Source organism: Azonexus hydrophilus DSM 23864, assembly GCF_000429605.1.
Taxonomy (GTDB): domain Bacteria; phylum Pseudomonadota; class Gammaproteobacteria; order Burkholderiales; family Rhodocyclaceae; genus Azonexus; species Azonexus hydrophilus.
This window is the reverse complement of record NZ_KE386925.1, coordinates 469,310-482,432: the sequence shown is the minus strand read 5'-3', so window position 1 is coordinate 482,432 and position 13,123 is coordinate 469,310. Positions and strand designations below refer to the sequence as shown.

9 protein-coding genes are annotated in these 13,123 nt (G+C 62.2%); all 9 read left to right on the top strand.

What is annotated here, in order from left to right:
* Nucleotides 1-49 precede the first annotated feature (49 nt).
* The 9 genes from G471_RS0113645 to G471_RS0113605 all read left to right on the top strand — a co-directional run bounded on the left by G471_RS0113645 (nt 50) and on the right by G471_RS0113605 (nt 13,080).
* Nucleotides 50-433 carry a dihydroneopterin aldolase gene (locus G471_RS0113645; RefSeq protein ID WP_028995833.1) on the top strand — a complete coding sequence of 128 codons (384 nt, stop codon included), beginning with the start codon at nt 50-52 and terminating at the stop codon, nt 431-433.
* Nucleotides 430-948: a dihydrofolate reductase gene (locus G471_RS0113640; RefSeq protein WP_028995832.1), complete on the top strand. Its 519-nt coding sequence runs from the start codon at nt 430-432 to the stop codon at nt 946-948. Before G471_RS0113645 ends, G471_RS0113640 begins: the two co-directional genes overlap by 4 nt.
* 61 nt (nt 949-1,009) lie before the next feature.
* Nucleotides 1,010-3,115, top strand: a complete 2,106-nt coding sequence (locus G471_RS17740; protein ID WP_157272522.1) for a putative bifunctional diguanylate cyclase/phosphodiesterase — start codon at nt 1,010-1,012, stop codon at nt 3,113-3,115.
* 93 nt (nt 3,116-3,208) lie between these two features.
* Nucleotides 3,209-3,886, top strand: a complete 678-nt coding sequence (locus G471_RS0113630) for a TetR/AcrR family transcriptional regulator (protein WP_028995831.1) — start codon at nt 3,209-3,211, stop codon at nt 3,884-3,886.
* A gap of 38 nt (nt 3,887-3,924) precedes the next feature.
* Complete coding sequence (locus G471_RS0113625; RefSeq protein ID WP_028995830.1) at nt 3,925-6,279, top strand: acyl-CoA dehydrogenase; 2,355 nt, start codon at nt 3,925-3,927, stop codon at nt 6,277-6,279.
* Nucleotides 6,279-7,559, top strand: a complete 1,281-nt coding sequence (locus tag G471_RS0113620; protein ID WP_043421633.1) for an acetyl-CoA C-acetyltransferase — start codon at nt 6,279-6,281, stop codon at nt 7,557-7,559. Before G471_RS0113625 ends, G471_RS0113620 begins: the two co-directional genes overlap by 1 nt.
* A gap of 2 nt (nt 7,560-7,561) precedes the next feature.
* The gene (locus G471_RS17735; RefSeq protein ID WP_043421631.1) at nt 7,562-9,487 is read left to right on the top strand and encodes a 3-hydroxyacyl-CoA dehydrogenase NAD-binding domain-containing protein; all 1,926 of its coding nucleotides are present in this window, start codon (nt 7,562-7,564) and stop codon (nt 9,485-9,487) included.
* A gap of 149 nt (nt 9,488-9,636) precedes the next feature.
* Complete coding sequence (locus G471_RS17730; RefSeq protein WP_051295495.1) at nt 9,637-11,682, top strand: DUF1302 domain-containing protein; 2,046 nt, start codon at nt 9,637-9,639, stop codon at nt 11,680-11,682.
* Nucleotides 11,683-11,718: 36 nt separating this feature from the next.
* Nucleotides 11,719-13,080, top strand: a complete 1,362-nt coding sequence (locus tag G471_RS0113605) for a DUF1329 domain-containing protein (RefSeq protein ID WP_028995828.1) — start codon at nt 11,719-11,721, stop codon at nt 13,078-13,080.
* Nucleotides 13,081-13,123: the final 43 nt, after the last annotated feature.

The window sequence follows — 13,123 nt, the reverse complement described above, 5'->3', positions numbered from 1 at the left end:
CTGTCAGGGCGCTTCGGCGCTTTTTTTTCGGGTTTTTCAGGAGTTTCAGGTGCAGGAAAATCACTGGTGTGCCTCGGTCGATGCGACGATACAGTTGCGTACCGGCTGCAATCCGCTTGAAAAGCACGGCCCGCAGGCGGTTGTGGTTCATGCCGACGCCTGGGCGCCGATGGATGCCATCGCCGACCCGCATGACATCCGTCAGGTGGTCGATTACGAGGTGATCTTCCTGGCGATTCGCCGCCTGGAGCAGAATGCGCACTGCGAATGCCTGGAGTCGAGCATCCTTGAAGTGATGGACGCCATTTTCTCCATTCCGCCGGTCAGTTCGGCCTTTGTTTCCATGCACAAGCCGCATGTCTATAACGGGCAGGCGACGCCGGCCATTTCCCTGTCGATGACACGGATGCAATGGCAGAAGATGCGCAAGTGATCGCCGCCATCGGTGCGGTTGCCGCCAACGGCGTGCTCGGACTGGATAACTGGTTGCCCTGGGATATTCCCGAGGAACTGGCCTGGTTCGAGAAGCAGGTCGCCGGCGCGGCCCTGGTCATCGGCCGGCTGACTTACGAGTCGATGGATGTCGTGCCGCCGGATTCATTCATCGTTTCGCGCCAGGCCGATCTTGCCTTGCGTCCGGGTTGTCATCGGGTGTCTTCGGTGGAGGAGGGCTTGCGGCGGGCACTGGCCACCGGCAAACCGGTCTTCGTGATCGGCGGCGCATCGATCTATGCGGCAGCCTGGCCCTATTGCCGCTATTTTTACCTGACCCGTATCGAGCGCGATTTCGCCGGCGATACGCGCTTTCCCGAAGAAATTCCCCTGGCTAGCTGGCAGTTGCGCAGCGAGCGCGTCGAGCATTACCGGGAGCGGAAAACCGGAACCGTTGTGGCTTGCCGTTTTCTCCAGTATGAGCAGGCCAGTCCGCGCTTACCGGATGCAGGCTGATTGATGTTTGCGCATTGTCTGAGCACAATGACGGCAAATTCAAAAAAAGGATGATGCATTCATGATCTGGCGCTGGCTTGTCGATCGCCTCACGCTCCCGGCAAAGCTGGCGGGCGAGTTGCAGCGCAGTCGTCAACAACTGCAGGAAATCCAGCGCCTGGCTGGAATCGGCAGTTGGGAACTCGATCTGGAGAGAAACGAGCTCTCTTGGTCGGACGAGCTTTACCAGATTTTCGAGATCGATCCGGTGCAGGGGCCGGTGGATTACGAACATTTCCTGCAAATGGTCCACGAGGAAGACCGGGGGCGCGTCGATCAAGCCTACCAGGCCGCGCTGGCCACCCGTCAGCCCTACGAGGTCGAGCACCGGATGGTGATGCCCGATGGCCGGATCAAGCAGATCAGGGAGCGCGGCGAAACTTTCTACGATGAGGCCGGCAAGCCGTTGCGGTCCATCGGTACGGCACAGGACATCACCGACATCCGCTTGCTTGAGTCCCAGATGCAATTGCTGGGCAGCGCTTTTCACCACAGCGGTGAAGCGATCATGATCACCGACCACAACAACCGGATCCTGACGGTGAATGCCGCGTTCACCATGCTCACCGGTTATGCTCAGGACGAGGTTGTCGGGCAAGACCCGCGCATCCTGTCCGCCGGCCGGACCAGCCGGGAGGATTACAAGCGGATGTGGGCCGCGATCAAGGAAAAGAGCTTCTGGCAGGGTGAAATCTGGGATCGCCGCAAGGATGGCGGGGTGTATCCGAAATGGCTGTCGGTCTCGGTGATACGCGATGACCAGGGCGATATCCGCTACCACGTCGCGCATTTCACCGATGTGTCGACCGAGCGGGCGACCGAAGCCAAGATCCACTACATGGCGCATCACGACATGTTGACCGGGCTGAACAACCGTTTCAGCCTCAAGGACCGGCTGGAGCACGCGCTGGCCGTGGCGCGCCGGGAATCGGCGCGGGTGGCGCTGCTGTTCATCGATCTCGACCGCTTCAAGGTCATCAACGATACCTTGGGCCATCACGTCGGCGACGAGCTGCTCATCCATGTCAGCCGGCGCTTGCGTCAGTGCGTGCGCGAAAGCGATCTGGTGGCGCGCCTGGGTGGCGACGAGTTCGTCGTGATGCTGAGCGGCATCGAGCATTCCTCATCGGTGGCAATGGTCGCCGAGAAACTGGTGATGCGGGTTGCCGAGCCTTACCCGGTCGGCGCCCACACCTTGTACACCACGCCCAGCATCGGCATCGCTATCTACCCGATGGACGGCGAGGACGGCGAGACGCTGATGCGCAATGCCGACGCGGCGATGTACCACGCCAAATCGGCCGGGCGGAACAACTTCCAGTTCTTCGATGCCAAGATGAACGAGGCGGCGGTCGAGCGTCTGGGCATCGAGCATGCGCTACGTCTGGCCCTGGGCCGGGATGAGTTCCGGCTGCATTTCCAGCCGATCATCAACCTGCGTACCGGCAGGGTTTCCAGCGTCGAGGCGCTGATCCGCTGGCAGCATCCCGAGCGTGGTTTGCTGGCGCCGGGCATGTTCATCGGCGTCGCCGAGGAAACCGGCTTGATCCAGCCGATCGGTGACTGGGTCATCTGGGCGGCGTGTCGCCAGTTGGCAGCCTTCCGCGAAGCCGGCCTGACCGGAGTCAAGATGGCGATCAACATTTCGGCGATCCAGATGCGCAACAGCGACCTGTCGGTACTGGCGCGCGGGGTGATCGAGGCCTATTCGCTGCCGCCGGGCGATCTGGTTTTCGAGATCACCGAGTCGGTGGCGATGGAGCATCCCGACGAAACGGTGCGCGTCCTCGACCTGCTGCGCGACATGGGCGTCAGCCTGGCACTGGACGATTTCGGTACCGGGTATTCGTCCCTGAGTTACCTGCGCATGTTCGCCCTCGACAAGCTCAAACTCGACCGCTCCTTCGTCGAGGAAATCGGCCAGGATGTCGATGGACAGGTGATTTGCGACGCGACTATCGGCCTCGCGCACAATCTCGGCCTGACGCTGGTCGCCGAAGGCGTTGAGACCGAGGCGCAGCTCGACTACCTGCGTGATCGTGGCTGTGATCTGGTTCAGGGCTATCTGTTCAGCAAGCCTTTGCCGGCCGAGCAGGTCATGGATTTCATCCGCCAGCGCAACGCCTGATTTCTTACCCGAGTTTTTCAGTCAACAAAGTGCTTGCCAATTGCCACGGCTTTTTTTATGATTCAAACGAACGTATGAATTGTGGAGTCCTAGATGGCAGAAGTGCGCAACACCGATACCCGCGAACGCATCCTTGATGTCGCCGAGCGCCTGTTCATGGCGCATGGCTACGACGGCACCTCAATGCGCCAGATTACCGGCGAGGCCGGCGTCAATCTGGCTGCGGTCAATTACCACTTCGGCTCCAAGGAATCGCTGATCCAGGAAGTCTTCCGCCGTCGTCTCGACTGGTTGAACGAGGAGCGCATGCGCGTCCTCGATCGCCTGGAAGCGGAAGCGGGTGGTCAGCCGGTCAAGCCGTCGTTGATCGTCGATGCCTTTTTCGGCACGCTGCTGCGTATGGCCGAGGACGATGCACGTGGCGGCATGACCTTCCTGCGCCTGCTCGGGCGGACGCTGACCGAGCCGTCGGAATTCATCCGTGCCTTCCTCGCCCATGAGTACAAGGTGGTCATGGACCGCTTCAAGGAAGCGCTGTTCCGGGCGCTACCCGATGTGCCCAAGGCCGAGATCGTCTGGCGCTTCCATTTCATGCTTGGCGCCACCTCATACGCCATCGCCGGGACCGACGCGCTGCGCCTGGTCACTGACTGGCAGATCGAGGAAGAAGACTCGGTCGACCGTCTCGACCGCCTGGTGCCACGTCTGATGTCCTTCCTCATCGGCGGCCTGCGCGCCCCCCTGCCGCAATTCGATCAATCCGGCCGCTAAGCCCGGACCCAAATTAAAAAAATACCAAGGAGACATGCATGTTCGACAACACCATCCCTCTGCTCGGGGTACTTGCCCTGGTGGCTTTGGCCGGGCTGGTCACGGTGCGGCCGCTGCGCCGCGCGCTGATCACCCGGTCCATTTTTTCCGCCTACCGCAAGGTCCTGCCGCAGATGTCCGACACCGAGCGCGACGCGCTTGAAGCCGGTACCGTCTGGTGGGAGGGCGAGCTGTTCCGTGGTCAGCCCGACTGGCAGAAGCTGCACGCCTACCCGGTACCCAAGCTGACCGCCGAGGAGCAATCCTTCCTCGACAAGGAATGCGCGGAAGCCTGCCGCCTGGTCGACGATTGGAAGGTGACGCACGAACTCTACGACCTGCCCAACGAAGCCTGGCGTTACATCAAGGATAAAGGCTTCCTCGGCATGATCATCCCGAAGAAGTACGGCGGCCTGGAGTTCTCGGCCTATGCCCACTCGCAGGTGGTGACCAAGCTGTCGACGCGCTCCTCCGCGCTGTCGGTGTCGGTGATGGTGCCGAACTCGCTCGGCCCGGCCGAATTGCTGCTGCACTACGGTACCGAGGAACAGAAGAACCACTACCTGCCGCGCCTGGCCAAGGGCATCGAGGTGCCGGCCTTCGCGCTGACCAGCCCGTGGGCCGGTTCAGATGCGGCATCGATCCCGGATTCCGGCGTTGTCTGCAAGGGCATGTATCAGGGCAAGGAAGTGCTCGGCATGCGCGTCTCCTGGGACAAGCGCTACATCACGCTGGCGCCGGTGTGCACGGTGTTTGGCCTGGCCTTCCACCTCTATGATCCGGACGGTCTGCTCGGCGACAAGAAGCATATCGGCATCACCTGCGCGCTGGTCCCTTACGATCATCCGGGTGTCGATACCGGTCGCCGCCACTTCCCGCTCAATGCCATGTTCATGAACGGGCCGACGCGCGGCAAGGAAGTCTTCATGCCGCTCGACTTCATCATCGGCGGCCCGGCGATGGCCGGGCAGGGCTGGCGCATGCTGATGGAGTGCCTGGCGGCCGGGCGCTCGATCTCGCTGCCGTCGTCGAACACCGGCATGGCGCAGATGACGGCGCGTGCCGTCGGCGGTTACGCCCGTGTCCGCTCGCAGTTCAAGATGGCGGTCGGCAAGTTCGAAGGCGTCGAGGAAGCGCTGACGCGCATCGGCGCCTACACCTACATGATGGACGCGGTACGCAAGATGACCGCCGGCGCGGTCGATCTCGGAGAGAAGCCGTCGGTGGTTTCGGCCATCGCCAAGTACCACGTCACCGAACGTGCCCGCGTCGTCGTCAACGACGGCATGGACGTGATCGGCGGCAAGGGCATCTGCCTCGGTCCGTCGAATTTCCTCGGTCGTGCCTACCAGCAGATTCCGGTGGCGATCACTGTCGAAGGCGCCAACATCCTGACCCGTTCGCTGATCATCTTCGGTCAGGGCGCGATTCGCTGCCACCCCTACCTGCTGCCGGAAATGCGCGCCGCGCAGAATCCGGACGTCCGCCAGGGGCTGGTTGATTTCGACCGTGCGTTGTTCGGCCACATCGGCTTCACCGTGAAGAACGGCTGGCGCGCTTTCCGCCAGGGCCTGACCGGTTCGCACTTCGTCACGGTCAACACCGACGTGGCGCCGGAAATGAAGCGCTACTACCAGCAACTGACGCGCTTCTCGGCCGCTTTTGCCTTCCTCTCCGATGTCTCGCTGCTGGTCCTCGGCGGCAGCGTCAAGCGCCGCGAAAAGCTGTCGGCGCGCCTCGGTGACATCCTCGCGCAGATGTACCTGATCTCCTGCACGCTCAAGCGTTACGAGGCCGAAGGCCGCAAGAAGGAAGACGCGCCGCTCGCCCACTGGGCGATCTGGGACGCGATGTACAAGGCGCAGCAAGCCTTCGACGGCGTCATCGCCAACTTCCCGGTGCGCTTCATCGCCGCCCTGGTCAATCGCATCGTCTTCCCCTGGGGCCATCCGTATGTCGTGCCGTCCGACGAGGTCGGCCACCAGGTGGCGAAGGCGCTGATCGCGCCGTCGGCCACGCGTGATCGACTGACCGCCGAATGCTACCTGCCGCTGCAGGAGAACGAACCGGTTGGCGCCATCGAACTGGCCCTCAAGGCAACGCTGGAAGCCGAGCAGATCGAGGCCAAGATCCGCGCCGCCGAGAAGGACGGCCGCTTCGACGGCAATCCGCAGGCCAACGTCCGCGACATCGCCATCGTCGCCTTCGAGGCCGGCGTCATCAACGCCGCCGAATACGAAGTGATGAAGCGGCGCAACCACCTGCGTGACATCGTCGTCCGTGTCGATGACTTCCCCTTCGACTACGGCGTGGCTACGGCCAACAAGCCGGCCGACAACCGGATGGCCGCCTGATGAGGACGATCTACGTGGTCGACGGCGCCCGCACGCCGTTCCTGAAAGCGCAGAAAGGGCCGGGGCCATTCGCCGCTTCCGACCTGGCGACCCAGGCCGGTCGGGCGCTGCTGTTGCGCCAGCCTTTCCTGCCGTCCGATCTCGACGAGGTCATCCTCGGCTGCGCCGCACCGTCGCCGGACGAGACCAACATCGGCCGCATGGTCGCGCTGCGCCTCGGTTGCGGCAAGAAGGTGCCGGGCTGGACGGTGATGCGCAATTGCGCCAGCGGCATGCAGGCCATCGATTCGGCCATCGCCAACATCCAGTGCGGCCGTTCGGAGCTGGTGCTGGCCGGTGGCGTCGATGCGCTGTCGCGGGCGCCGCTGCTGTATTCGGACACGATGGTGCGCTGGTTTGCCGGCATGATGGGCATGCGCACGATGGGCCAGAAACTCGGCCATTTCCTGAAGCTGCGGCCGGCCGCGCTGCTGACGCCGGTGATCGGCCTGATGAAGGGGCTGACCGACCCGGTCGTCGGCCTGCTGATGGGTCAGACGGCGGAAAACCTGGCCTGGAAGTTCGGCATCAGTCGCCAGCAGATGGACGAATTCGCCGTGCGCAGCCACCAGCGCGCCATCGCCGCCCGCGCGGCCGGCCATCTCGGTGAGATCGTGCCGCTGGTCGATGGCAACGGCAAGGTTTACGCCGAGGACGATGGTGTGCGCGCCGATGCGACGCTGGCCGGGATGGCCAAGCCGAGCCCGTTCTTCGACAAGAAATACGGCAACATCACCGCCGCCAACAGCTCGCAGATCACCGACGGCGCTGCCTGGGTGCTGCTGGCCTCGGAAGAGGCGGTGGACAAATGGGGGCTGCAGCCCATCGGCAAGATCGTGGACAGCCAGTGGGCCGGGCTGGAACCGGAGCAGATGGGCCTCGGCCCGGTGCATGCCTCGACGCCGATCCTGCAGCGCCACGGTCTGCAGCTTTCCGACATCGATTACTGGGAACTCAACGAAGCCTTCGCCGCGCAGGTGCTCGGCTGTCAGGCGGCGTGGAACAACGAGGCCTACTGCCGCGAGCAACTCGGTCTGGATGCTGCGCTCGGCGAAGTTGCCGAGGACCGGCTCAACGTTGACGGCGGTGCGGTGGCCATCGGCCACCCGGTCGGTGCTTCCGGCGCGCGCATTGTCCTGCACTTGCTACATGTGCTGCGGCGTAATCAGGCAAAACGCGGTGTCGCGACCATCTGCATCGGCGGTGGTCTCGGCGGTGCCATGCTGGTGGAGGCCTGCTGATCATGAAACATTGGCAACTCAACAAGGAAGAATCCGGCATCGCCGTCGCCGTGCTCGATCGCGCCGGAGAAAGCACCAACGCGCTGTCGGCCGAAGTGATGGCCGAATTCGCGCAGATCCTCGACCAGCTCGACCTCTATCCGCCCAAGGGGCTGATCGTCCGTTCGGGCAAGGCGGCCGGTTTCATCGCCGGCGCCGACATCGGCGAGTTCTCGCAATTGAACACGCCGGAAAAGGGCAGGGCGCTGGTCGCGCGCGGCTGGGAGCTGTTCAACCGGCTGGCGGCGGTGAAATATCCGACGCTGGCGCTGGTTCGCGGCCATTGCCTGGGCGGTGGTCTCGAACTGGCGCTGGCTTGCCGCTACATCCTGGCGGTCGACGAGCCGGGCACCAAGCTGGCGCTGCCGGAAGTCATGCTCGGCATCTTCCCCGGCTGGGGCGGCATGCTGCGTCTACCGCAGCGGGTCGGTCCGGCGGCGGCGCTCGACCTGATGCTCACCGGCAAGTCGCTCGACGCCAAGCGGGCACGCAACCTCGGGCTGGCCGACGAATGTGTGCCGCCGCGCGTGATGGAAATGGCCGCACACAAGCTGCTGTTGTCGAACCGTCCGCGCCGCCCGCTACCCTTCGTCCAGAAGCTGCTGGCCGGTCCGCTGAAAGCGGTGGTCGCCAACGGCGCGCGCAAGCAGGTAGCGAAGAAGGCGCGTCCGGAGCACTATCCGGCGCCCTACGCGATCATCGACCTGTGGCAGAAGCACGACGGCAACGCGCTGGCGGCGCCGGCCGTCGTCGACCGCATCATCCAGTCGCCGACGGCGAAGAACCTGCTGCGCGTCTTCCATTTGCAGGAGCGTCTGAAGGGCTTCGGCAAGGACGGCGATTTCGTGGCGAAACACGTGCATGTCGTCGGTGCCGGCGTCATGGGCGGCGACATCGCCGCCTGGTGCGCACTCCGCGGCCTGACGGTGACGCTGCAGGACCAGTCGGTCGAGCGCATTGCTCCGGCGATAAAGCGGGCGCACGCGCTGTTCAAGAAGAAGCTGCGCGATCCGCTACGCGCCCGCGCCGCCTTCGACCGCCTGATTCCCGATCCGGCCGGCGCCGGTGCCGCTCGCGCCGACGTCGTCATCGAAGCGATTTTCGAAAACGTCGAGGCCAAGCACGCGCTGTTCCGCAGCCTCGAGCCGCGGATGAAGCCGGACGCGGTGCTTGCCACCAACACCTCCAGCCTGCGCCTGGAAGACCTGCGCTCGGCGCTGGTCCGGCCGGAGCGCCTGGTCGGCATCCACTTCTTCAATCCGGTGGCGATGATGCCGCTGGTCGAGGTGGTCGAGGCCGACGGCGCCGATCCGGTGATGGTTCGCGCCGCCTGTGCCTTCGTCAAGCAGATCGATAAGCTGCCGCTGCCGGTGAAGAGCGCGCCCGGTTTCCTGGTCAATGCGGTGCTCGCGCCCTACATGCTGGCGGCGATGCGTGCGGTCGACGACGGTATTTCGCCGGAAACGGTCGATGCGGCGATGCTCGCCTTCGGCATGCCGATGGGACCGATCGAACTGATCGACACGGTCGGCCTCGATATCGCCATGGCGGCCGGCCAGCAGCTGGCGGGCGGCGCCGAGGCGCCACGCTGCCTGCTTGCTCGGGTCGAACGTCAGCAGCTGGGCAAGAAATCTGGTCAGGGTTTCTACGCGTGGAAGGATGGCAAGCCGGCCAAGGCCGTTGCCGCCACGGTGCCGCCGGGGCTGGCCGAGAAACTGGTCAAGCCTTTGGTTGAGCGCACGCAGGCACTGGTTCGCGACGGTGTCATCGTCGATGCCGATCTGGCGGATGCGGGCGTAATATTTGGAACCGGGTTTGCACCTTTTACCGGTGGGCCGATCAAATTTTTGCTGGATTCGGGCATCTCATCGCGAAAGGAGTCCGTGTAATCAGCAGTAGGTAGCAAGCAGGGTGGTTTTAGCAATGCGATACCGGCACAAGATCGGTACGCACGATTCCGGAAGTCTGGAAATAGGTAGTCAAAACTCGTAGTAGACGTGATCGGCCCCCCCGATCTGATAAACAGGAGGAGATTTGGATGAGACAAAAAACAGGCAATTCCCGCTATCCGGGGTTTCGTCGCAGCACCCTGGGTGCTGCGGTGGCGATCGCCCTGGCCGGCGGTTCAACGTCGGTCATGGCTTTCGAGTTCCAGCATGGCGAACTGAGCGGCAGCTTCGATACCACGGTTTCGCTGGGCGCCTTGTGGCGCATGGAGAAACCGGAAAGTTCGCTGATCAGCATCGCCAACGGCGGAACATCGCGCGATCCCAATTCCGACGACGGCAACCTGCGCTACAAGCGGGGCGAACTGGTGTCGACCGTGCTCAAGGCGACGCATGATCTTGAGCTGAAATACCATAACTTCGGCGCCTTCGTCCGTGGTTCGTATTTCTACGACCCAACGATTCGTGCCAAAGATAGTCTCACCCGCGATGCGCGGGACATTCTCGGCTCCGATGCAGAGATTCTCGATGCCTATGTGCGCGGAAATTTCAAGGTCGGCGATCGCAATCTCAATCTGCGCCTGGGCAAACAGGTGGTCAGCTGGGGGGAAAGCACCTTCATCCAGAACGGTATCAATGTCCTCAACCCGGTCAACGTCAGCCGCCTGCGTGCTCCCGGTTCGGAACTGAAGGAAGGCTTCATCCCCACGACGATGGCCTACGCCTCGCAGGAATTGACTGACAATCTTTCGGTCGAGGTGGCGCTACTGACCGAGTGGAAGAAAACCAAGATCGATCCGGCGGGTTCGTTCTTCAGCACGAATGATTTCGTTTCCGAAGGGGGTAATATCGCTTATACCGGGTTCGGTCGTCGCAACGATATAAATGGTAATGCTGGCGTTTTTCCGAGTAACGCAAATGCGGCACTGTGGGCGCCTCGTTCGAAAGATAGAGATGCTAGCAATGACGGTCAGTATGGGATTGCTTTTCGCTATTTCTCCCCTGAGTTGAATAATACCGAATTCGGTTTCTTTCATGCCAATTACCATAGTCGTACCCCGTTTGTGTCGGGATATCGGGGTGGCATAAGCGCAGCAGGAACAATTTCCAATAATATCGGAGCTTTTGAACAAGGGGTCCTTACGGCTGCGGGTGTTCCGCTAGCTGCCACCGGTAATCCAGCTTGTACGGCTCTGAATATTCCGACATTTGGCGCATTGCATACGGCGGGCAATATTGGCGCCTTGATGGGGCAAGGACTAACCCTTGACCAAGCCACCAACCTGTCGGCGCTGAATGCAACCAATGCTGCTTGTGCAGCAGCAGCTGGTCGGGCTGGAACCTATTTTGTTGAATACCCGGAAGATATCAAGCTGTTTGGCTTTAGTTTCAATACGGCTCTGCCAAACGGCATCGCTCTCCAGGGAGAGTATTCCTACCGCCCCAACCAGCCATTGCAACTTCCCTCGGCTGAGTTGCTGGGAGCAGCGCTGGGTATCGGCAATCAGCTAACCAGTACTGATCCAGTGCAAGCCGCAAGTGTTGCTTATGGTACGGAGATCAAGGGTTATCGTCGCGTCAGGATGCATCAGGTTCAAGTTACCGGTACCAAGGCCTTCGGTCCGACATTTGGTGCCGAACAATTGGTTGTCGTCGGTGAGGTTGGCTACACCCGCTTGGAATTGCCCTCCAACATCAAATTTGCCGCATCAGGATGCCATCTTCCGCAGGTCGGTTCGTCGGCGAGCAGCGCTTTTAATTCGACTTCCAGCGGTTGTTTTGCTACTGAGAATTCGTGGGGGTATCGCCTGGTTGGTCGTCTAGACTATCCGAACGCCATCGGCGCGGTCACGGTCTCCCCGCGGGTGGCTTTTTCGCATGATGTGGATGGTCGTAGCCCGACTTTCAACGAAGGTGCCAAGGCGCTGACGTTAGGTTTTGGCTTCAATTATCGCCAGAATTGGCAAGCGGATATTGCCTATACTGCGTTTTTTGGTGGCAAGAAAATTTCCGGGACCGATACACCAAATGCGGCATCCGGAGCCTTGCCGGCCGGCCAGTCCGCCAGCTACGCCAGCCACACCAACCCCATGGTTGACCGCGATTTCCTGTCGATCAGCCTGAGCTATTCGTTCTGATCTGCACCAACGACAAGACACCAGGAGACATAGAACATGAAAAGAACCCTATCCATGCTGAGCACTGCGGTTGTTCTGGCTTTTGCCGGGACGGCCGTGCACGCCCAGGTGTCGGCAGCCGATGCTGCCAAGCTGGGCAAGAGCCTGACGCCGATGGGCGCCGAGGCAGCGGCTAATGCGGCGGGCACGATCCCGGCCTGGACCGGCGGCCTGACCAAGCCGGTCGCCGGTCATGTGCCGGGCGGCCACTATCCCGATCCGTTCGCTGCCGACAAGCCCTTGTTCACCATCGATGCCAGCAACGCCGACAAGTACAAGGCACAGCTGACGCCGGGTCAGATCGCGATGCTCAAGAAATATCCGACCTGGAAGATGAACGTCTACCCGACGCAGCGCAGCGCGACCTTCCCGAAGGCCAATCTGGACGACACGATGGCCAACGCCACCCGCGCCAAACTGGTCAGCGGCGGTGCCGGCGTGACCGGGACCACCGGCGGTGTTCCCTTCCCGATTCCCAAGGATGGCCTGGAAGCGATCTGGAACACGGTCATGCGCTACAAGGGCGATACCTATGCGATGAACTGGAGCCAGGCGGCAGTGACGCGCGACGGCGCCTATACGCCGGTGCGCTTCGAGTACGAGTATGACTTTTCCTATGGCAACCTGACCAAGCCGGAGAAGGACCGCGAGCCGAACAAGCTGGTGAACTTCCTGCAGACGGTGACGGCACCGGCCCGCCTGGCCGGCCAGATCCTGCTGGTGCACGAAACGGTGGACCAGTTGAAGGAGCCGCGTACCGCGTGGACCTACAATCCGGGCCAGCGTCGTGTCCGTCTGGCGCCGAACGTCGCCTACGACAATCCGGGCACGGCCGCCGACGGTCTGCGCACCAACGACGATTTCGGCATGTTCAACGGCGCCACCGACCGCTACAACTGGAAGCTGGTCGGCAAGCAGGAGCTGTTCGTTCCGTACAACTCCTACAAGCTGTCCGGCAACCAGGTGAAGATGGCCGACGTCCTGCGTCCGGGCCACATCAACCCGGATCATGCACGTTATGAGCTGCACCGCGTCTGGGTGGTCGAGGCGACCTTGAAGGAAGGCACCAGCCACATCTACAAGAAGCGCACCTTCTATATCGATGAAGACAGCTGGATGATCATGGTCTCCGACAAGTACGACGCACGCGGCGAGTTGTGGCGTGTTTCGGAACAGCATGCGATCAACTTCTACGACGTGCCGATGTTCTACGGCACCATCGAAGTGCACCATGACCTGCAGTCCGGTCGTTACCTGGCGATGGGCTTGCGCAACGACGAACCCAAGGTCTGGGAAAAGACCAAGCGCAGCGCGGCGGACTTCACGCCGGCCGGCCTGCGTGGCATCGGAACGCGCTAAGCGCTGACCGGCCTGGGCTTCCTGCGGGGCGATAGCGGCCCCG